Consider the following 22,571-nt stretch of genomic DNA (forward strand, 5'->3'; position numbering starts at 1 on the left):
CATAAAGAGGGAGACATGAACCTCAGAAAACATATCTTAGACACGCTTGCAGGCGTTGCCGTTCTACTGACGGCGACAGCCTGCAGCGGCGTTTTCGACGGCATCTACGATGAAGTGCCGGCCACTCCGACCGTCACGGAGGGACAGCTGCTCGTCGACGCCACCAGCTGGAAAGACTGGTACTACGTCGACTTCGACTCGCTGCGCACGTACATAGAGCAGAAGGACACCGCAGGGCTGCTGAAGGCGCAGACCCACTTCGCCCATTTCCCCATCCCGACGACGCTGTCGGGCGGTGCAGGCGACGGCCAGACCGGTATCTATACCTACTGGTTCGATGTCTTCGGGAAGGGCATCTCGGTCAACGAGAAGCGTTCTTTCACGCCTGCCGATGCACAGGAAGAGCCGCCGTCGTGGAGCATTGCCATCCACCGCAACAACGTGCGGACGAACGGCGGAGCCGTGCTGGAAACCAACTACAAATCGATGAACGAACTGCCGAAGAGTAGCATCGACTTCCTGGGCGCAACCTTCCAGCCCGACGAATGGAGCGAGAACGAGGTGTGGGCCGACCAGTCGCAGATGCTCCAGAGCCTGATCGGCTGTCAGGGCATCAAGATCAACAAGGTGCTCTCCACCTGGCTCCGGCTCGACATACCGCCCATGCCGCCGGCCTTCACCATGAACAGCCATGTGTTCATCATCCGGATGAAGAACGGCAACTATGCCGCCGTGCAGCTGGAGAACTATATGAATGCCGAAGGCGCCAAGTGCTGGCTGACGATCAATTACAAGTATCCGTATTAAATTACCCATAACCGCCTCCATTCCAGTCACTCCCCAGCGGAAGAAGCGGAGACGGCAGTGGGCTTCCTGATATATGATGAAACGAACAGTCTTTATCTTGCCGGCACTGTCGTGCCTGTTCCCCGCTGCGCTGCGGGCAGACCTGCCGGGCGACTCCATCTACAAGTGCGTCGAAATGGAGCAGGTCGTCGTGACGGGTACACGCACGCCGAAGCTGCTCGCCAACACCCCTGTGCTGACGAAGCTCATCACGGCATCCGACATCGCCAAGGCCGATGCCACCAATCTGCGCGACCTCCTGCAGCAGGTCCTGCCGGGTGTGGAGTTCTCCTACGCCATGAACCAGCAGGTACACATGAACTTCTCGGGATTCGGCGGACAGAGCATGCTGATTCTCGTGGACGGCGAACGGCTCGCCGGCGAGACGATGGACGACGTCGACTTCTCACGGCTCTGCATGGACAATGTCGACCACATCGAAATCGTGAAGGGAGCGGCATCGGCACTCTACGGCTCGAATGCGGCCGGCGGTGTCATCAACATCATCACCAAGAACGGCATCCGTCCGTTCGCCCTCAACCTCAACGCCCGCCTGGGCCGTCACCATGAGCAGCGTTACGGACTGTCATGGCAGCAGGGAGCGGGCAGATGGAGCAACCTGCTGACTGTCAACCGGAACAGATCGGACAACTACGACGTACACAACGGAGACAACCCCGTGACCCGCGTCGTGGCCACCATCTACGGCGATGCGACGTGGAACTTCAAGGAGCAGCTGTCCTACCGTCCCAGCGAGAAGCTCTCGCTGACAGGGCGTGCCGGCTACTTCTACCGCCAGCTTGTCCGCACCTCTGAGACGCCGGAGCGTTACCGTGACTTCTCGGGCGGACTGCGCGGCATCTGGAAACCGGACACGCACAACAGTCTCGACCTCTCCTACGCCTTCGACCAGTACGACAAGTCGGACTACCAGCGCATCACACGGCTCGACATCCGCGACTACTCGAATGTGCAGAACAGCCTCCGCCTGCTTTACAACCACACTTTCGGAAGCGACGATGTCCTTTCGCTGGGAGCGGATTACATGCACGACTATCTCTTCAATACGAATCTGGAGGACCGGACACGCAGGCAGGATTCGTTCGATGCCTTCGCACAGTACGACTGGAACGTCAGCCGGCAGTGGGAAGCCGTGGGCGCGCTGCGGTACGACTACTTCTCGGACGGGCGCATCTCGCGCCTGACACCCAAGGTGAGCGTGCGTTACCAGCCCGTACGCAACCTGAATTTCCGTGCCAGCTACGGCATGGGCTTCCGTGCGCCGACGCTGAAGGAGAAGTATTACAACTTCGACATGGCCGGGATATGGATTGTTGAGGGCAATCCTGCCTTGAAGCCGGAAGTGAGCCATAACTTCAACCTCTCGGCCGACTATACGCACAGGCACTACAACTTCACCCTCGCTGCTTATTACAACCGGATCAGGGACAAGATCGCCACGGGCGCACCGTTCTACAAGAACCCCTCCGACCGCATTCCCCATCTGCCCTATCTCAACCTCGACGACTACTCCGTCAGCGGCGGAGAGGCCACCGCACAGGCACGATGGCCGAACGGACTGACGGCACGCCTGTCCTACGCCTATACGCACGAGCGGCTGCCCAAGGACAAGAACAGCAATGCGGTGAACAACCAGTACATCCCGGCCCGCAAGCACTCCATGACGGGGCACATCGACTGGGACCGACAGTTCTCGACGGCATACGGACTGAACATCGGTCTCGACGGCCGCTTCCTGTCGGCGGTAGACAACCAGGAGTTCGTGGACTACTACGACATCTCCAAGGGCATACGCACCATCCACTATCCCGCCTACGCCCTCTTCAAGCTCTCGCTGGTACAGCGCATCGGCAAGGCGGTGAAGGCAAGTGTCATCCTCGACAACTTCTTCAACTACAAGCCGGAGTATTATTATCTGAACTGTCCGCTGACAGACGGCACGAACCTGATGGTAGGCCTGTCGGTTGATGTGGACAAGTTCTTCAAGTTCTGAAACACATCCTACAGACAATGGAAAAGAAAAAGATATACTGGTGGCGCACGCTCGCCTCGTTCATTCTCGTATTGTTCACGATGCCGCTGGGCCATGCCCTCATGATCCTGATGGAGAAGTTCATGCAGCCCGAGGCCGTACATTATGCCGGCTTCATGATGGGTTTCGCAGGACTGGTGATGGTCATCATCGGCGTGTTCGTCAAAGGCGACACCCGCCAGACGCTCTGGGGACTCCTCGGCGGCCTACTCTTCTGGACCGGCTGGGTGGAGTTCCTCTTCCTTTATTATGCCCGCCGCTACGGCGTGCAGCCCGAGATAGAGAACGGCGTCGTCGTCACGAAACCTGAATACCTCATCATGCCGGCCTCCTTCGGGCTGTGGATGATGGTGATGACGATGTACATCTTCAGCACGCGCAACGGCTGCGACTTCATCACGTGGATTCAGGAAAAGCTCTTCGGTGCGCGCAAGAACAAAATCGTCATGCAGCCCATGACGCACCACACCTCCATCATCACCTTCATGGAGCTGAACATGATCCTCTGGGCGTTCTACCTCCTACTGATGTTCTGCTACGACAAGAACTTCCTCGGCGACCACCATCCGGTGACCTATCTCGTGGGCATCGGCTGCTTCATCGGGTCGCTCTTCATGCTCCGCCGCCAGCTCCACATCGCTGCGTGGGGGGCCAACATCCGCATGGCCGTGGCGACGGTGATCGTCTTCTGGACACCTGTCGAGATCCTCGGACGCATCAACTTCTTCCACGAGTTCTGGGTAGAACCGGAGAAGTACAGCACGCTGCTGCTCTGCATCCTTGTTGCTTTCGTCCTCCTGCTGGCTTATTTCTGGCTGAAGGCTTCCAAGCGGAAACGTGCCGGCAGCTGACTCCTATACAGAACAGGGGCGAGGAGCTGCCCTGGAAGGAAATGGCAGGAAAGACATTAATATGTTTCTGTTCCGGCAAACATCATAGGATAAAACAGCGGCACGCATAGTTTCAAAAAGCCATGCGTGCCGATGTTCTTAAATGCGCACGTCCTTTCTCTAAATTCCGGACCAGTAGATAATGGATGGGGATTATCATTTACACCGCACACTGATTCTTTCCTGTCAGTGTGCCGAGGGTAAACGCCAATGGTGTTGAAGGGTATACACCCATGGTGTCAAGGCTTAGTACGAATCACGTTAAGCATGATAATAATCGGACAGAAGTAGTCTGTTTTCTTGAAAGTAAACCTTCTGAATAAACATCATAATCCCCCGAAAAAGAGTCTGCCGCAGAAGAATATACTTTAGAATAAGACACAGTCCGGCATTCATCCACAGCAGGTGCGCTTGTGGTCAATCTGCTGTGAAATTATTTTCCTGTCACTGCCGTCACTCTGTAAATATATACAACATACTGATAAACAAAGCATTAATGAAGAATGTTAAAAGTGACAGCAAATGAGGAATAAACTTTTGCAGTAAACAGTCGGTAATTCTGTCCCCATTGTCAGCATCCTGCCACTCTAAACTTTAGAAGTTTTTTAATAAGTAGAATGAGGCTACCCCGACGAAGGAGCTACTGTCCCAAAATTCCACGTATAAGAACCTCGGCTGCTCGTTTTCAGCCGTCTGCGGACAGACAGGAGGCAGAGAGAAGAAGAGGAGGATCTGAGGGAGAGGATCAGTATCCGGCAAAACGCCCCTTAAGGGATGGTAAGCCGCCTTTGTGGTATCGTTTTTTTTTCGTAAATTTGCAGCCGCATTATAACTAAACGAGATGAAAAAGTTTTTTTTATCCCTGTGTTTATTGATAATCAGCTTTGCGGCCGGCGCACAGGAACGCCTGCCTGAAGTAATCCTCAAAGACATAGAAGGGAGAACTGTACAAACCGACACTATTTCTAATAACGGGAAGCCCCTTGTTATTGCTTTTTTTGCTACTTGGTGCAAGCCTTGTAATCGTGAACTCAAGAGTATTGACGAGCTTTACGATGACTGGCAGCGCGAAACAGGCGTGCGAATCGTAGCCGTATCCATCGACCAAGCACAGAATGTCAACAAGGTGAAGCCACTGGTCGACCAGAACGGATGGCGGTATGATGTACTGCTTGACCCTAACGGCGAGCTGCGTCGTGCGTTGGGCATCCAGTCAGTACCCTACACTTTACTGCTTGACGGACAGGGGAATATCGTCTATAAGCACAACGGCTATACCGATGGTGCAGAAGCAGAGCTTTATGAAAAGGTGAAAGAAGTCGCCGGCAGACAGTCGCTATGAAAAGATATATACTGACAGGATTACTCGCAGCCACAGCCTTCATGCCGCTCTGCGCACAGGAGCCTTCTGACAGACTGCGGCTTTCCGGGAGTATTCAGAGCGATATTCTCCTGCCTGAAAAGGATGATAAAACGGGAGCTGAGACTCCTGACGGACGTTTCCTGACGAATACTTATCTCGATCTGAAAGCCACAAGCCGTTATGTAGAGACCGGGGCAAGGCTGGAGTATCTGAAGCATCCGCTCCCCGGATACGAGAACGATTTTAAAGGTTGGGGCATTCCCTACGCTTACCTGAAAGGTCGTTATAAGAATGCGGAGCTGACCTTGGGCAGTTTTTACGAACAGTTCGGGTCGGGTTTCATTCTCCGTTCCTATGAAGAGCGCAGTCTCGGTATTGACAATTCCCTGCAGGGCGTGCGGTTAAGCTACCGCCCTGGGGCTGGTATCGCAATCAAGGCACTCACCGGTCGTCAGCGTAGATATTGGAATCACAACAAAAGTTGGATGACAGGAGCTGATGTGGAATGGAGCATTGATGAGCTGTATAAGTCTCTCCGACAGCATAACACCTATGTTACGCTGGGAGCCTCCTATGTCAATAAGTATGAGAAAGACGAGGTGATAATGACCGATCCGACTCACCGTCTGCACCTTCCTCTCTATGTCAATGCCTTTGATGTGCGCCTCCGTGTGCAGCATCGTTCGTTTAATGTATTGGCAGAGATGGCAATGAAGACGCAGGATCCTTCTCACGACAATGGTTACATCTATCGCAATGGCTATGTGGCAATGCTATCCGGTTCATACTCCAAACGTGGAATGAGCCTGCTCCTGCAAGCCAAGCGCAGTACGAATATGGCTTTCCGCAGCCGTAGAAGCATGGAAGGAAGCTCCTCCTTCATCAATCATCTGCCGCCATTCACGATGGAACATACCTATGCCTTGGCAACACTCTATCCCTATGCCACACGTCCCGAGGGGGAGTGGGCTTACCAGGCGATGGCAGCCTATACCTTTCCGAAAGGTTCTATGATGGGCAGTAAGTATGGTACAACGGCAAAAGTGAACTTCTCCCATGTCCATTCTGTGCGCAGGAATGACACAGGTGGCAGTGGTACCGACGGCTACGGAAGTCCGTTCTGGGCGTGGGGAGCATCCACTTATTATCAGGATATTGATGTACAGCTGGAAAAACGTCTCTGTAAAGATACAAAGCTCAACCTGATGTACATGAACCAGCGTTACAACCAGACCCTCCTCGAAGGACATGGCGGCATGTTGCGTTCGCATATCTTCGTGGCGGATGTGAAACAGAAGCTGGCTCCCAAGACAACCTTGCGTGTGGAGGGGCAGTACCTTTCCTCGAAAGATGGTGACAAGGACTGGGCGTTCGGGCTTGCGGAATTGTCGCTTGCACCGCATTGGATGCTCACAGTGAGCGACCTCTATAATGTGGGCAATACTCATGTGCATTATTATCAGGGCTATGTAACTTACAGTGGTGGGGCACATCGTCTGCAACTGGGCTATGGTCGTACCCGCGCTGGGTTTAACTGTTCGGGTGGAGTATGTCGTTATATTCCTGCAACCAAAGGACTTACACTCTCTTATAATTATAACTTCTGATAGAAATGAAAAGTTTATATATCTTTCTTCTGGCTGCAGTTGCCCTTCTAACAGGTTGCGATTCTGTTGCATCTGACGATCGGCTTATTGAAGTCCCGGCAGCTACTATTCAGCGCAATGTGCTGATTGAAGACTTCACAGGGCAGCGTTGCATCTTCTGTCCTGCAGCTACTGAGGCTATTACACAGCTGCAGGCCCGCTATGGTGATGACAAGCTGATAGCCGTCGCCATCCATGCTGGTCCGCTCTCATTCAAGAGCATGTCTGGCTTTACAGGCTTGCGCACAGATGCGGGCGATGCCTATTATAAGCATTGGGCCGTACCGAACGTGCCGAAAGCCATTATCAATCGTCGGGGAGGAGTGCTCTCCAAGGATGCTTGGGCAGGTCGTGTGTATGATGAGTTTGCTCGGACGACAACGGTTGGTATAGACCTTAAATGTCAGTATGACGCTGACAAACGCCGTGTGGAGATAGAAACAGACCTGAAGACACTGGCGGAAGAAATGCAGGGAAGGCTGCAGCTCTGGCTGGTGGAGGACGGAGTCGTTGCGCCACAGCTATTCCCTGGGGATAAGTTGGACAAAGAGTACACGCATAATCATGTGTTCCGTGCTGCTATCAACGGGGAATGGGGTGCGGAGTTGACGCTCACTCCCAAGAATGTACAGAAGGAAAAGACCACTTACCCACTTCCTGATGGTATCGTGCCGGACAAAGCATGGGTGGTAGCATTCTTCTATAACGACAGCGGTGTGTTGCAGGTTGTCCGCCAAAAGATTTCCCTTTTATAAACAGATTACAATTAATTAAAACATAAAATTTAAAAGACTTAATATGAAATTGCGATTACTGATGTTCTTTGGTCTGCTGACCAGTCTTTTTGTCAGTGTACAGGCACAGACAAGTTCTAACGAAGTAGCCTTTTTAGATGAGCAAGGCAGAGTTATCCCCAGCAACACAACGGTTGTTCTGAATAAGGTAGAAAAAACTTCTTTCCCTTTTGAGGAAAATAAAATCGCAGGAAAGGTGGCTATCCAGAATCAGTCAGATAAGCCCCAGAATATAACTCTTCACTGTACGATTAACAATATTGATGAGGGAGATGTGAAGGTTTGTGCATTTAATAATTGTACTCTTGAGGAGGAGACGGGTACTTACGAGGTAGGCAGTAAGCTTTTCCCTATCGGTCTCGATAAGGAAATTGTTGACATAGAGCATTTTTATGGAGAAAGCGAAGTATGTACAGTTACCCTGAAGCTTACTACAAAAGAATCTGGTTCAGAGGAAGAGAAGGAAGGTCCGACGATTACCGTTAAGTTCGATACTAAGGCAACAGGCATTGCGTCCGCATCTTCACAGAACAGCGGCACTTACGATGTCTTCAACGTCCGGGGCGTATTGCTGCACAAGCAACTCACGTCTTTGTCAGAACTCCCTAAGGGTGTCTATATCGTAAAGCAGAAAGATGCAAAGGGGATTGTTTCTACCCGCAAGTACATTGTCCGTTAAGTTTTCACCTCATATAATCCGCTATCTGATATGTCAAAAAAACTTTATCTACAATTCCTTTTCCTCGTCGCTGTCATCTGTTATGCAGGTAATGTCAGTGCCGAGGATCATAACCTGATACCTTCTGCAGGGCAGAAAGTATATGTACCCATCGCGGCAAAGAGTGCAAAAGGGAAGCTGCTGATTACCAATTACGGCAGCACAGTTATCCGTAACTTCGACTACACGCTGTCCTTCAATGGAGAGGTGTTGGCATCGAAGAACTATGTCCTTCCAGAACCATTGAACCACATGGAGGGAGCGACGATAGAGGTGGATGTACCGCCCCACACACAGGTTTCGGAAACAGACCTTCTGTTTACGATTACCAAAGTGAACGGTGAGGTTAATAGTACTTCAGTTAACCAGGCTACGCTTCCGAGAGTTACGGTTACAAAAGTGCCCCATCGGAAAATCGTGGTAGAGGAATATACGGCAATGTGGTGTGGCTACTGTCCACGCGGCATTGCGCTTATGGAGAATCTTGCAAAGACCTATCCCGATGATTTCATCGGTATTGCAGTTCATACAGGAGGCAGAGCAGATCCATTAAGTTGTACGGACTATGCCTGGAAAGCTACAGACTACAGAAGCCGCCCCACACTTCTCATGAACAGGAATCTCTTTCTGACTAATTTCAAGGCTATAACCGAGTTTGAAGAGGAACGCTCAAGAGGGGCTGATATGGACATAGATGTCACAGCTACGTGGGATGACCGGCAGGAGAACATCACGGTTACTCCTCGTGTCACGTTCCGCATAGACAAGAAAGATGCGACGTACGGCTTTGCCTACGTGCTGACGGAAGATGGAATGTCAAATCCCAACTGGCAGCAGAACAACTATTATTCGGGAAGAACGGAAGACCTCGGCAAGTCGGATGAACTTGATTACTTTATCAAGGCCGGTTATGCAGTCAAGGGTCTTGAGAACAACTTTGTCGCTATTGCAGCAAAAGGTGTCAAAGCTCCTTTGACAGACCACATCCAAACTCCGATTAAGGCAGACGAACCGCAGACCCATACATACGTCTTCAAGAATATTTCCAGTAAAAAAGTCATACAGGACAAGGCAAAGCTGAAAGTCTGTGTATTGCTGATTAACATCAAGACAGCACAAATTGAAAATGCTGCCAAGTGCAGTATCTCTCCTGCCAACCCCACTGCCGTCTCTTCTGTTTCAGAAGGACAGAACTCCGTTGTCGAGACTGCACGCTACACCCTTGACGGTCGTCGTATTACGACTCCACAGAAGGGTATCAACATTGTGAAGTACAGCGACGGGCGTGTATACAAAGAGGTGGTGACGCATTGATGTCGCTTCAGCTGATTATTTGTTTGCGCTATGAATAAGGATTTGACTGATTTGTATCAGCAGAAGGCAGCGGAGACGGGCAGAAGGCTCGCCTCTCTCCGCAGTCACAGCCGGGCTTTTATTCTGACAGAAATTAGTTCTTTTTTACTTGTAATTGGTTTTGTAGTTCTCTACACCTTATTGGCCAATGCAGTCTGGGCACTTCTTTGTGCCTTGGCTGCATTGTTTTTTTATCTCTATATCCGGCGACTTGATGTGCGGAACGACCGCAGGATAAAGGCCGGAGAAGCGTTGCTGCAGGTTTATCAGAACGAGATAGACTATCAGCATGGCGATTTCTCGGGCTTTGATGCCGGTGAACAGTATGTCTGTCCGCAGCATCCCTATACATTCGATATGGATGTCTTCGGTGCAGGTTCGCTGTTCCAGAGGATGAACCGCAGCATCTCAACCGGCGGCAGCGACCAGCTGGCAGCCTGTCTGTCTACGGAATGGGGGAGTACGAAGAGAGAAGAGCTTGTCGGTCAGATCCGACGGAGAACGGAGGCTGTCGACGAACTGGGACAAGAGGAAACATTCCTGTCAGCCTTCAAATCCTTAGGCGTAAAGGAGCGTATCTGTACGGAAGAGGTGCTGAAAGCACTGACGGCTGTCCATCATCAGACCTTCCCAAAGATTTTCCACAGTACGCTGTTCCGTTATTTCTGTTCTGCCGATCTGCTCGGTTTCTACTTGAGCATCGTCCTTTCCGTCATGGGATGGGTCCCATCCTTGCTGCCCATGTGGTGGGGAATGTTCAACTTTATGTTCTCCTTCCTTTGCGGACATAAGTATATGCATGTTATCTCCGGGCTGATAGCAAAGGTACATACACAGGTGGATGGCTACTTGCAAGTGTTGAAGTTGATCGACAAGGCCGAGTTCAGATCGGCTGAACTCCAGGCGTTGAAGAAGAAACTTTCGGGTGCGGAAGAATCTTTTGAACAGTTGGAACTTATCCTGCAGAAGATTGACAACAGAAGCAACGAGGTCGGTGTATTCATCTTCAACAGCTTTGCCTTGATAGACATCACCATCATACGGCTCTTCCTGCGCTGGCAGCATACGTATGAACAGCGCACAGACGAGTGGATCGGCACCTTGAATCTCTTTGATGCACTGGTGTCAATGGGCAACTATCGGTTGAATGAAGACAGGGCGGCACAGGCTGAAATCAGCGGGGACGACAGGGTGGTTTATGAAGCGAAAGGGCTTTATCATCCTTTCCTCGGCGAGCAGGCTGTGGCAAATGACTTCAATATCCTCGACCATGAGTATTATATCATCACGGGGGCGAACATGGCAGGCAAGAGCACCTTCCTGCGCTCCATAGGCATCAATTATCTGCTGGCGATGAACGGTCTGCCTGTCTTTGCCCGCCAGTTGAGGGTCTCGGTGTTCCATCTCTTCACGAGTATGCGTACCACCGACGACCTCACCCACGGCATCTCCTACTTCAATGCCGAACTGCTCCGTCTGAAACAGCTGCTCTCCTCACTGGACGAGCGTGTGCCGAGCCTGATCGTCCTTGACGAAATACTGAAGGGTACGAACTCGCTCGACAAGCTGAACGGATCACGTCTCTTCCTGCAGCACATCGCCGGTCGGAACGTCACAGGTGTCATCGCCACGCACGACCTCGAACTGTCGAAGCTGGAAGACGAACAGCCCGCCCGCTTCCACAACTACTGCTTTGAAATCGGACTGGGCGAGGACATCACTTATTCCTATAAAATTACAAAAGGGGTGGCACGCAACCAGAATGCCACGTTCCTGCTGAAAGGAATACTGAAGTAAAGGTTCTTCTGCTCAACGTGCAGATGGCTGTCGTGCAGAGACCATTCCGCATTGTTCTCGGGGAGGCAGCCCCCCGACCGGACAAGTTCTGCCGGCGCAGCTCTTCTCCGGCTACAGACTGTTCCCGTCCCCGGCGACATACGGCAGGGAGCGGACCGTCGGCACGACTTGCGTTCACTGGCAACACAGTATGTGTCGGGCATCAGCACATCCGCAGGAAAGGCCGGTTTAATCCTGCCGCCATGCTATGTGGCAAGACACCTACGCCCGACTTACACGGAAGATGTCTGCCGGACAGCACTGATATTCATCCAGGGTCTGTTGCTGCAAATATATAATGCAGGGCATTTCCTGCATATTATAAGCCTCTGTTTTATTTCCTGTCCACATACATTTTGACGGAAGAACGAGACAAAGAAACAATCCCTCTCCCTGCACGAGGCAAGACGGATGCAAAGGAAATCCACAGGAGGACAGGCTTCAGGTCAGAATCTGCCGCTGCTTCATTTCCAGATACTTGTTGATGACATCGACACTGAGACTTTCCGGTGTTGTCAGCAGACTGTAGATGCCTTGCCGGCGGAGCGTGGAAACAATCATCCGCTTCTCGTAAACGAACTTCTCGGCTATCACGTGCCGGTAATAATCCTCGGTCGACTGCTTGGGCGAACGGATATAGGCCTTCATTTCGGCATCCTCGAAGAAGACGACCAGTACCCGGTGCCACCGGCTGAGCAGTTTCAGATAAGCCAGCTGGCGACGGAGTGCCGTCATGCCGGAGAAGTCCGTGTAGACGACAAGCAGGCTCCGCTTGCCTACCTGCTTGTGTACGTTGGCGCAGAGGCTGCTGAAGTCGGTCTCCCCGAAGTTTGTCTGCTGCGCATAGAGCGATTCCAGAAGGCGCTGCATCTGTCCGGTACGGCGAGAGGGAGCGACGAACGTGTCCAGCCTGTCGGCAAAGGTAATCAGTCCTGCCTTGTCCTCACGGCGCATGGCGACGTAGGACAGTACCAGGGCGGCATTGATGCTGTAGTCCAGGAGCGTCATTCCACGGAATGACCGCTGCATGACACGTCCCTTGTCGATGACCGAGAAAATCTGCTGCGAGCGTTCGTCACGGTAGACGTTCACCATCAGCTGGTGCCGCCGCGCACTCGCCTTCCAGTTGACGGTCCGGTAGTCGTCGCCCTGTACATAGTCCTTGATCTGTTCGAACTCGGTGTTGTTTCCTACCCGCCGTATTTGCTTGATGCCCATCTCGGTCAGGTTGTCGCTTATGGCGAAAAGCTCGTACCGGTTCAGCATGAGGAAAGAAGGGTAAACCTTCACATCTTCCGCACTGCCCAGTGTATAGCGGCGTTCCACAAGGCCGACGGCCGTACGGACGAAACAGCGGATGTGTCCGAAGGAATACACACCGCGCTGTGTGGGGACAAGACTGTAACCGACGGTTCTCCCGGCCTCCGCACGGAGCCGGACCCTGTAGTCTATGTCGCGTCGCTGGAACACCGCGGGAGCCTCATCGATGACGGTCAGCCGCACAGGGAAAGGATATTCACTCTTCAGATGTATCCTGACCTCGTTTCCGTCGCCGTTGGAGAAGCGGTCCGCACAATCTCTTCGTGCATCCATCCCCCTGCGATGATAAAGCAGCAGGGCGTCTCCCGCAACCAGGAGAACAAAGCCGGCCCACAGCAGCTTTGCCGCCGTGAAGAGCAGCGGGAAGACATAGCCGAAGCCGGTAAGCAGCGTCAGACACGTGAACAGTATATAAAACCTCCGGGTAAGATACATTCGTTGCAGAGAATTGAGGAGTTAGGGAGAGCTGGGGTCGCACAGCCCGCTATGCCCGTTCAGGAAGAAGCAGGAACCTGCCGCCTGAAGGCTGAACACCCTCAAATGCGACTTTCAGGACCTGCCTTATATAAGATTCTCACTTCGGCACTTCCACCTTGTCAATCAGCTTCTGTGCCACCTTCAACGGCGTGTACCCTTCCATTTCGGCCTCGGCAGTGAGGATAAGGCGGTGCTGGAGGATGCTCGGCGTGACGGACTTGATGTCCTCCGGCGTGATGAAGTCGCGTCCGGCAAGCAGTGCATGGGCTTTCGAGGCGTTGAGCATGGCGACGGAAGCACGCGGACTGGCACCGAGGTAGACCGCTTTCGACATACGGGTCTGCTGCACGACGGTCGCTATGTAGCGCAGGAGACTCTCCTCGACATAGACGGTCTCCAGCTGCCGACGCATCCGTAACAGCTCGCCGACGGTCAGCACAGGGCGCACCTCCTCCAGGCGGGTGAGCCGTCGTTTCTCCAGATGACGGCGGAGGATGTCCGTCTCCTCGTCGACGGAAGGATAGCCCATACGTATCTTGAAGAGGAAACGGTCCAGCTGGGCTTCCGGCAGCCGGTAAGTGCCTTCCTGCTCCACGGGGTTCTGGGTGGCGATGATCGTATAGACCTCATCCATGCGGTGTGTGACACCGTCGATCGTCACCTGCCGCTCCTCCATCACTTCGAAGAGGGCGGCCTGCGTCTTGGCTGGGGCACGGTTGATTTCATCCACAAGGACGAGATTGGAGAAGACCGGGCCTTCATGGAAATCGAACCCGGAGGTCTTCATGTTGAACACCGTCGTACCGAGTACATCGCTCGGCATAAGGTCGGGTGTGAACTGGATACGGCTGAAGCGTGCGTCAACGAGTTTCGCCAGCAGCCGGGCCAGCAGTGTCTTGGCGACTCCCGGCACACCCTCTATCAGCACATGACCGTCTGCCAGAATGGCTGTCAGCAGCAGGTCGACCGCCTCCTGCTGGCCTACGATGACCTTGCCGATTTCCTTTCTCAATTCCATGACCTTCCCGCTGAATGCAGCAAGGTCGGTTCTTTCTTCTTTATGTTCTTCCATCTTGTCTGTTGTTTGCACATCTGTTCTGTTTTCCGTCTGCCTTTCCGTAAAGCCTAAAGGCTGTTGATGATGGTGTCCATACCGTCAACCGCCTTGCGCAACATGGTGTCTGTCAGTTCGCCGCTGTCCTCCAGGCAGGACCTGACACGTTTCAGGGCACTCCTCACTTCCGCCTCTGCCATGCCTGTCCGGAGGGCTGTCTGCGTGATGTTCTCCTTCTCTGCCGCCTCGTCCTCTACGTCAATCATCAGTTCCCGGCGCAGTGTCTCTGCAAAGTAGCCGTACTTCTTCTGCAGCAGGTCACGGTTGACGTGCTTCTGGTGATAGAGTGTCCCTATCTGCTTCACGAACTCCAGCGAGCGGTTCTCCGGTGCCGTCACTACGGGAATGACGCGCTGCCGCCTCCGTGCAAAGAAGACACAGAAGAGCAGCAGTCCCAGCATTGTCAGGTAGACGGTCCACCGCAGCGGTGTGTGCTGCAGCCAGAAACGCAGGGGAGTGGCCGTCTCGCCCAGCTCCGTCTTCGGGGCGTACGCCTCGGTACGGACGACCGGCAGTCCCCGGAACTGCGACATCATGCGGAAGACAAGGCCGTTGGTTCCCCTGTCGAGAATGCCGTAGTTCGTCAGCAGCAACGGTTCGCAGGAGACGAAAAGATCGCCCTTCCCATGCCGTATGCTGACCACACGCGCCTGCCAGTAGCCTCCGAGGCTGTCGTCTTCCTCGTCTTCCGCCCAGCTTCCGACAAGCGTGTCGCACGGAATCTCCCTGTCTGTCTCAACGTTGTTGCCGGTCATGGCCCTGTAGACGGGGAACGCTTTCTCATGATAAGGCAGCTGGCAGCCCCACTGCAGCGTATCATAAGGGATGGAGCGGTTCTCTATGGAGCTTCTGACCCACGAGGGCGAGAAGCCGGACGAGCCGCTGACGGTGACGTTCAGGTCCACTGCCAGCGAGTCACGGTCCATGTAAGACGTGGCGACAAACACCTTGCAGCCCGCTTTCAGAAGCCGTTCCATCGCACGGAGATCGGTCGCTGTGGGCTGGAATCCGACCGCCTGCACGAGGATGGCATGGGGCTTCCTCCCGTAGCCCTCCCACTCCAGCTGGGCAAAAGTCTTCCGTGTGACCTCGTAGCCGGCGGGCACCGACCGGCGCATCAACGAGTCGAACACCAGACATCCGAAGGGCTGGCTGTCTCCGTGGCTGAAGGTGGGATTCCACACGAACTGCGACGGCACTTTCCACTGCATGACGAAGACGAAGACAAGGAAAACCGCAATGAAGAACAGGAACCGTTTGTTCATGCGGCACCTCCTTTCCTGATTTCGTCTTCGAGACTGACAAGCAGGTCCACGAGTTCTTCCGATGCCGGGTAATTGCCATATCTGACACGCATGAAAACGGATGTCATGCGCTGGAAATCAGCCGACAGGAACTCACGGGTGTACTCCGTCGGTGTCTTGTAGAGCTGCCAGCTGATTCTTTGGCTGTCGGACAGCCGGCGGAGCGTACGCAGGTAGACGATGCGCACGGCACGGTAATAGTCTTTCTGCGCCATGGCCCGGGCATAAGCGGCATCGAAATCAATACCGTAGATGTCGTCCTCCTCATCGTCAGCCCTGTTTATATTTCCCGCTTTCCCGAACAGCCCGGGACGGTGTCGATACAGCAGAAAAACAATCAGTGCCGAGAAAGCCAGTGCAATGGCAATGTAGATGAAAATGCGGAAGTCGCCGTCACCCTGGATGCTGAACACGTCTGACAAGAGCCTTTCGATTTTCCGTGCCAGCCAGTCCCACCAGTCCAGATCGGGTGTCTGCAGTTCGCCGGCATAGTCATAGGCCTCATCGGAACGGAACCGATGAAGCAGCGTCGAATCGCAGGTCAGGGTGTCGGTCAGCGGCTGTAGCATACGGGAGGGAGGTCAGAGACGTTCAAAATTGTCGATGTCAGCGTCCTCCCCGGCCAGCCGCTCGAAGTTTTCGATGTCCTCTTCGACGGAGAAGCCATCGAGGTCTTCCGCCACACTCCCATAATGGAAAGCGATGGCAAAGGTCGACAGAGACATGGTGAGATACATGCCGAAATTCATGACCACGGCCGTCAGATACTGGGCAAAGCCATAGAGGGGAGAAGCCGCAGCGGCACTCTGCGTGCTGTCGGACACCGTAAAGAGGAATTGCATCAGGGTCAGCGCATACCAGGGAAGGGTCGTGACCGTGGAAAGGACATTGGCGAGGAGACCGATGACAAACAGCAGTCCCAGCAGCGACCAGAACGAATGGAAGCCAAGCGTCAGACCGCGGCGGACAGAACTGAAGGCGGTCTCGCCGTCCTCAAAGACATAGACCGGAATGGCCAGGGAGAGCGGTATCATGCACACGAAAGCGGCAATGACAGAAAAGAATATCAGCCAGTAGCTCTTCATGACAGCGGCAAGCATTATCAGGACCGTCAGCCCGGCCACCAGGAGGACCGTGAGCAGAACGACCATTACAAGCGACCGCTTGACAGCCTGGGCGATGAGCGGCTTCAGGTCACGCATCGTCACGCCGTACAGTCTGTCACGGCTTCCATGATAGTATTTCAGCATGGCATAACAGATTCCGACCAGCAGAACCGATCCTGCCGTCATGCAGACGAAATAGCCCACATAGGAGGCTATCATCCTTACGACCATGCCTGCCGACGGGTCCAGGCTGCCCGGACCGCCCAGTACAGCGGAATAAAAAGGGAGGAAGATGCCCATCAGGCTCTGCAGGGCAAATCCCTGCAGCAGGCAGAGGGGCAGAATAAGGTAGGTACACGCCCGCAGCCAGAGGCGGAAGTTCTCTCGGAGGAAATCGAAGGTGGCAGAGAACTTCTCTCCGAAGCTGCGCACCTGATACAGTTCAATCTTGGGTCGTTCCATTTGCATTATCGGGACAGCGGTTACGTTTATAAGGAAGATATAAGAAATAATATACGACGAATGACAGCGACAGGAGGATGATGCCGAGGCGGACATAATCGTTCATCTCCGTATGACGGGTGATGAACCCCTCGATGAAACCGGCCAGGATGAAGATCGGGACAGTGCCGACAACGATCTTCATGCCCCGCTTCGCCCCTCTCTGGAAACTCGCCAGACGGGAGTAAGTGCCGGGGAACAGCCATCCTGCACCCATCGCCAGCCCCGCCGCGCCCGCCACGATGATGGCCGACAGCTCAAGGGTCCCGTGCAGCATGGTCGCCAGAAGGCTCTCGCCCAGCAGTCCGTGCTGGAAGAAGAACGTGTCGAAACAGCCCACCATGATGCCGTTGCGGAACAGCAGGAAGCCCGGCATGAAACTCGTCAGCACGCCCGACACGAACATATTGAACGACACCATGACGTTGTTCAGCGTGATGCCGAGGAACATCTGCCCCTCTTCCTCACTCCCATAAACCCCCATCGGCCTGCCCTGCGCAATGTTCTCAAGGGTCATGTCCATATAGCCGTCGCCGAGAATCAGGCGCGGGAAAGACGAGTCGCCGAGCGTCGAGACGACACCTGTCAGCACGCTTGCCATGAAGATGACGAACGACAGCAGCAGCAGCCGGCGTTCCTTCCACATCACGTCGGGCACTTCCTGCGTCCAGAAAGTCAGCAGGCGGCTCCACTTCTCCCGTCTGTTCCGGTAGATTTCGTTGTGGAGTGCGGAAGCAAGGTTGTTGAGGTAGACGGTGATGCGCGACCGGGGATAATGCGTCTGTGCAAAGGCAAGGTCGGCCGTAAGCTCCGTGTAGACATCGGCCAGACGGTCAGGCATTTCGAAGTCGATATTGTCTATCAGCTCCTCCATCGCCCGCCATTTCTCTATGTTGTTACGTATGAAAAGGACTTCCTTCATGGAAAGGACATTGCTTTTTGCACATTATTCCGTTATCAGGAAGCAAAAGTAGAGTTTTTTTCTTACATTTGCAACAGAAACAACATTTTATTGTCAAGGAAATGCCAGAAGCCAATATCGTCACAGGACAGTACGTGCAGATCAGCCAGTCGCCGGCCAGCATCGGGGAGCGCGGCATCGCACAGCTGATCGACCTCTTCCTGACTGGCTGTTACATCATCGGAATCACGCTGCTGATAAGCAGGCTCAACCTGTTTTCCCTGCGGTCCGGAGTGTTCTTCCTGCTGTGCATCTACCTGCCGGCCCTCTTCTACCCTTTCCTCATGGAACTGTTCAACCACGGACAGAGCGTGGGAAAGATGGTCATGCACATCCGTGTGGTGAAGAAGGACGGCACCACACCGGGCATCGGCGAGTTCTTCCTGCGCTGGCTCCTTCAGCTGATCGACCTCGGATTCTCCTGCGTGGGTGCGCTCGTCATCCTTCTGTCCGCCAATTCGCAGCGGCTCGGCGACCTTGCTGCCGGGACGATGGTGATACGACTACATGACTACCGGAAGATACAGGTGTCGCTCGACGAGTTCTCCTACCTCGACCGCAGTTACAGACCGGTCTATCCGCAGGCGGAAGACCTGTCGCTCAACCAGCTTGACGTCATCCGCCGCACGCTCGCCTCCGAACCCGGCGCCGACCGCAACCGACGCATTGCCGCCCTTGCCTCGAAGGTGCGCAGCCACCTCGCCATCGCCGGTCTGCCGACCGCCGACGAGAAGTTCCTCTATACCATCGTCCGCGATTACCAGCACTATGCGCTGGAAATCGTGTGAGGACAGGCCGCCGCCTTTTTCCTGCACGCCGGAAAGACAGAAGTCCGCCAAAGCCGGTCCCCCTGTACCGGCCTGCCTCCTGTCCGCGAGAAATCCGCCCCCATAAGTCATTCACAATCAGGCGTATGCAGGCAGCCGCCGAAAAGGTGCCCACTTGCACTCCAAGTAAGGCCCTTCTGGCCTTCAATCAGGCCTTATTTGGCTTTCAATCAGGCCTTACTTGGAATGCCGTCTGCGGCTGTCTGCAATGCGGCTTGATTTTTTCATGCGATTTCCCAACATAAACCTGTCCAGACACTTGACATTACGTTTTTTTTCCTAACTTTGTCCGCAGCAATTCAGCAATGCTTTGCCGTATGACCATTTACAATCAACTAAAAGTTTCACCTAAAAACCAATCAGACACAATTATGAAAAAAACATGGAGAGGATTTACCGGTACAAAGTGGCTTGATGAAGTCAACGTGCGCCAGTTTATCCAAGACAATTACAAGCGTTATGACGGTGATGCTTCATTCCTTGAGAACCCCACTGAAGCAACGGACAAGCTCTGGAGCATGCTCAAAGACCTCCAGAAGCAGGAGCGTGCCAAAGGAGGGGTGCTGGACATGGAGACCGACGTCGTTTCCAGCATGACCGCCTATGGGCCCGGGTATATCGGAGAGGGAACGAAGGAGCTGGAAAAGATAGTGGGCTTACAGACCGACAAGCCCCTGAAGCGTGCCTTCATGCCATACGGCGGCATAAAGATGGCAGAGCAGGCCTGTACGACTTATGGCTACGAACCCTCCGGAAAGCTCCATGAAATCTTCACGAAGTACTGCAAGACGCACAACGACGGTGTCTTCGACGCTTATACAGACGAGATGAAACACGTAAGGCACAACCACATTCTTACCGGACTTCCCGACACTTATGGCCGCGGACGTATTGTCGGCGACTACCGTCGTGTCGCTCTTTATGGAATAGACTTCCTTATCAGGGAGAAGGAAAAAGACCTGCGCAACTGCGGTGACGGTACGATGACGGAGGAAGTCATCCGTCTGCGCGAAGAAATCTCCATGCAGATAAAGGCCCTGCATGAGATGAAAGAGATGGCGTCCATCTACGGCTACGACATATCACAGCCGGCAGGCAATGCCCGGGAGGCCGTGCAATGGCTCTATTTCGGTTATCTCGCAGCCATCAAGACACAGAACGGCGCAGCCATGTCGGTCGGCCGTATCTCAACCTTCCTTGACATCTATATCCAACGTGACCTGCAGGAAGGGACACTTACGGAGAGAGAAGCGCAAGAGCTTATAGACCACCTGGTGATGAAATTCCGCATGGTCAAGTTCGCACGAATCCCCTCCTACAACCAGCTGTTCTCCGGCGACCCCGTCTGGGCCACGCTGGAAGTTGCCGGATTGGGCATGGATGGCCGTTCGATGGTGACCAAGAACGACTTCCGTTTCCTGCACACGCTGGAGAACATGGGTCCTTCCCCGGAACCCAACCTCACCGTCCTGTACAGCGCACGTCTTCCCAAGGCCTTCAAGGACTATGCTGCAAAGATCTCTATCACCACAAGTTCCATCCAGTATGAGAATGACGACGTGATGCGTCCGATATGGGGAGATGACTATTCCATCTGCTGCTGTGTGTCAGCTACCCAGACGGGAAAGGAAATGCAGTTCTTCGGCGCACGTGCAAACCTTGCCAAGTGTCTCAACTATGCCATCAGCGGAGGGGTCGACGGCAGGACACGCGAGCAATGCGGCCCGGCCTACCGCCCGATAGAGGGCGACGTCGTCACCTATGAAGATTTCATGCCTCGCTTCAAGGACATGATGGAATGGCTTGCAGGCGTTTATGTAAACACCTTGAACCTGATTCACTACATGCACGACAAGTACTTCTACGAGGCGGCGGAGCTGGCGCTTATTGATACAGACGTGCGCCGCACCTTCGCGACAGGCATTGCCGGCTTCAGCCATGTGGTCGATTCCATTTCAGCCATCAAGTACGCCAAGGTGAACATTGTCCGTGATGAGACCGGTTTCCCGGTAGAATTCAAGACAGAAGGCGATTTCCCACGTTACGGAAACGATGACGACCGTGCTGACGAGATTGCCGTCTGGCTGCTGAAGACATTCATGACCATGATCCGCAAGCATCACACTTATCGTGATTCAGAGCCGACGACAAGCATTCTTACCATCACTTCCAATGTGGTATACGGCAAGTTTACAGGCAACACGCCTGATGGCCGTGCCGCCGGTACGCCCCTGGCTCCAGGTGCCAACCCGTCTTACGGCGCAGAGCAGAACGGCCTGCTGGCATCTCTGAATTCAACGGCAAAGCTCCCTTATGAGTATGCGCTTGACGGAATCTCCAACACACAGACCATCAGCCCGGATGCGCTTGGACATAATGATGAGGAGCGTGTAAACACCCTCGTCGGTGTCTTGGACGGCTACTTCAACCGCGGCGCACACCATCTGAACGTCAATGTCTTTGGCGTAGAGAAACTTATCGACTGTATGGAACATCCCGAGAAGGAGGAATATGCCAACTTCACGATCCGTGTCAGCGGTTATGCCGTGAAGTTCATCGACCTCACGCGGGAGCAGCAGCTGGATGTCATTGCCCGTCGTGCCCATGGCTCAATGTAAAACGGACCGTCTACAGGCAGATGCCCCGTCTTTGCCGGCTTCCGATGCGATGCTCCGGGTACACTCCGTGGAATCGTTCGGGTCGGTTGACGGGCCCGGCATCCGTTTCGTCATCTTCCTGAAAGGGTGTGCAATGCGATGCCGTTACTGTCATAACCCGGACACCTGGGACAGAGCGGGGGGCATCCTCCGCTCTGTCGACGATGTCCTGTCCCAGGCATTGCGCTATCAGAGTTACTGGGGAGAAAAGGGCGGAATCACGGTGAGCGGCGGTGAAGCCTTGTTACAATTACGGCCGCTGACAGAACTTTTCCGCAAGGCAAAGTCCTTGGGAGTCAACACTTGTCTTGATACTTCTGCACAGCCGTTCTGCCGGAAAGGCGATTCCTTTTCCGCTTTTGAGGAGTTAATGCAGTATACAGACCTGGTGCTGCTGGATATAAAGCATATCGACAGCGATGCTCACAGACGGCTTACCGGCTGGGGAAACGAGAATATATTAGACTGCGCACGCTATCTTTCCGATATTCAGAAGCCGGTCTGGATCAGGCATGTGTCTGTGCCGGGAATCAATGACGATGATGAATCACTGCGCCGGCTTCGCACTTTCCTCGACACATTAGGCAATGTCGACCGCGTGGAAGTACTGCCTTATCATACGCTGGGAGTATATAAATGGGAGCAGCTGGGGATTCCCTACACACTTGCAGAGGTCTCCCCTCCTGATGAGGAAAGCCTGATTCATGTGCGCAGGATATTGACAGGACAATAGGCTCTTGTCCTTTGGACACCTGCCGTCTGCACCGCTTGGAAAGGTCCGCAAAGGACGCAGCATATCAGCCGG

General features: G+C 53.8%; 18 protein-coding genes. 12 read left to right on the forward strand and 6 right to left on the reverse strand.

What is annotated here, in order from left to right; all coding sequences use genetic code 11:
• Positions 1–15: 15 nt before the first annotated feature.
• From DYH27_RS09165 to DYH27_RS09205, 9 genes are all read left to right on the forward strand, one after another.
• A complete protein-coding gene (locus tag DYH27_RS09165) occupies positions 16–807 on the forward strand; it encodes an HmuY family protein (RefSeq protein ID WP_025067727.1) in 792 nt (263 codons plus the stop codon).
• A gap of 73 nt (positions 808–880) precedes the next feature.
• Entirely contained in the window at positions 881–2,860 is a 1,980-nt protein-coding gene (locus DYH27_RS09170) for a TonB-dependent receptor plug domain-containing protein (RefSeq protein ID WP_081640728.1), read from the forward strand.
• A 17-nt stretch (positions 2,861–2,877) separates the two neighbouring features.
• Positions 2,878–3,750 (forward strand): hypothetical protein, encoded by an 873-nt coding sequence (locus tag DYH27_RS09175; RefSeq protein WP_013671705.1) that lies wholly within the window; start codon positions 2,878–2,880, stop codon positions 3,748–3,750.
• 880 nt (positions 3,751–4,630) lie between these two features.
• The gene (locus DYH27_RS09180) at positions 4,631–5,131 is read left to right on the forward strand and encodes a TlpA family protein disulfide reductase (RefSeq protein WP_025067729.1); all 501 of its coding nucleotides are present in this window, start codon (positions 4,631–4,633) and stop codon (positions 5,129–5,131) included.
• Positions 5,128–6,759: a DUF6029 family protein gene (locus DYH27_RS09185; RefSeq protein ID WP_025067730.1), complete on the forward strand. Its 1,632-nt coding sequence runs from the start codon at positions 5,128–5,130 to the stop codon at positions 6,757–6,759. The genes DYH27_RS09180 and DYH27_RS09185 overlap by 4 nt, the downstream gene beginning before the upstream one ends.
• A 5-nt stretch (positions 6,760–6,764) precedes the next feature.
• Positions 6,765–7,553 carry an Omp28 family outer membrane lipoprotein gene (locus DYH27_RS09190; RefSeq protein ID WP_025067731.1) on the forward strand — a complete coding sequence of 263 codons (789 nt, stop codon included), beginning with the start codon at positions 6,765–6,767 and terminating at the stop codon, positions 7,551–7,553.
• A 43-nt stretch (positions 7,554–7,596) separates the two neighbouring features.
• Positions 7,597–8,271, forward strand: a complete 675-nt coding sequence (locus tag DYH27_RS09195) for a hypothetical protein (protein WP_025067732.1) — start codon at positions 7,597–7,599, stop codon at positions 8,269–8,271.
• A gap of 30 nt (positions 8,272–8,301) precedes the next feature.
• Positions 8,302–9,624 (forward strand): thioredoxin domain-containing protein, encoded by a 1,323-nt coding sequence (locus DYH27_RS09200; RefSeq protein WP_025067733.1) that lies wholly within the window; start codon positions 8,302–8,304, stop codon positions 9,622–9,624.
• 30 nt (positions 9,625–9,654) lie between these two features.
• Entirely contained in the window at positions 9,655–11,460 is a 1,806-nt protein-coding gene (locus tag DYH27_RS09205) for a MutS-related protein (RefSeq protein WP_025067734.1), read from the forward strand.
• 480 nt (positions 11,461–11,940) lie between these two features.
• On the opposite strand, the gene DYH27_RS09215 is transcribed toward DYH27_RS09205, so the two are convergent.
• From DYH27_RS09215 to DYH27_RS09240, 6 genes are all read right to left on the reverse strand, one after another.
• Complete coding sequence (locus DYH27_RS09215) at positions 11,941–13,254, reverse strand: DUF58 domain-containing protein (RefSeq protein ID WP_025067735.1); 1,314 nt, start codon at positions 13,252–13,254, stop codon at positions 11,941–11,943.
• Between the two features lie 139 nt (positions 13,255–13,393).
• Complete coding sequence (locus tag DYH27_RS09220) at positions 13,394–14,368, reverse strand: AAA family ATPase (protein ID WP_004353148.1); 975 nt, start codon at positions 14,366–14,368, stop codon at positions 13,394–13,396.
• Between the two features lie 53 nt (positions 14,369–14,421).
• A complete protein-coding gene (locus DYH27_RS09225) occupies positions 14,422–15,675 on the reverse strand; it encodes a DUF4350 domain-containing protein (RefSeq protein WP_029216346.1) in 1,254 nt (417 codons plus the stop codon).
• Positions 15,672–16,283, reverse strand: a complete 612-nt coding sequence (locus tag DYH27_RS09230; protein ID WP_025067736.1) for a DUF4129 domain-containing protein — start codon at positions 16,281–16,283, stop codon at positions 15,672–15,674. The genes DYH27_RS09225 and DYH27_RS09230 overlap by 4 nt, the downstream gene beginning before the upstream one ends.
• A gap of 12 nt (positions 16,284–16,295) precedes the next feature.
• The gene (locus tag DYH27_RS09235; protein ID WP_036853947.1) at positions 16,296–17,282 is read right to left on the reverse strand and encodes a hypothetical protein; all 987 of its coding nucleotides are present in this window, start codon (positions 17,280–17,282) and stop codon (positions 16,296–16,298) included.
• Positions 17,263–18,243, reverse strand: a complete 981-nt coding sequence (locus DYH27_RS09240) for a stage II sporulation protein M (protein ID WP_004353099.1) — start codon at positions 18,241–18,243, stop codon at positions 17,263–17,265. Before DYH27_RS09240 ends, DYH27_RS09235 begins: the two co-directional genes overlap by 20 nt.
• 101 nt (positions 18,244–18,344) lie before the next feature.
• Between DYH27_RS09240 and DYH27_RS09245 the strand changes: the two genes are divergently transcribed.
• From DYH27_RS09245 to pflA, 3 genes are all read left to right on the forward strand, one after another.
• A complete protein-coding gene (locus tag DYH27_RS09245) occupies positions 18,345–19,070 on the forward strand; it encodes an RDD family protein (RefSeq protein ID WP_025067738.1) in 726 nt (241 codons plus the stop codon).
• 410 nt (positions 19,071–19,480) lie between these two features.
• Positions 19,481–21,727 (forward strand): formate C-acetyltransferase, encoded by a 2,247-nt coding sequence (gene pflB / locus DYH27_RS09250; RefSeq protein WP_029216347.1) that lies wholly within the window; start codon positions 19,481–19,483, stop codon positions 21,725–21,727.
• Positions 21,714–22,499, forward strand: coding sequence for a pyruvate formate-lyase-activating protein (gene pflA / locus DYH27_RS09255; RefSeq protein ID WP_170315234.1), 786 nt, complete (start codon positions 21,714–21,716; stop codon positions 22,497–22,499). The genes pflB and pflA overlap by 14 nt, the downstream gene beginning before the upstream one ends.
• The last annotated feature ends 72 nt before the right edge of the window (positions 22,500–22,571 follow it).

It is taken from the genome of Prevotella denticola, from assembly GCF_900454835.1.
Classification (GTDB): Bacteria; Bacteroidota; Bacteroidia; order Bacteroidales; family Bacteroidaceae; genus Prevotella; species Prevotella denticola.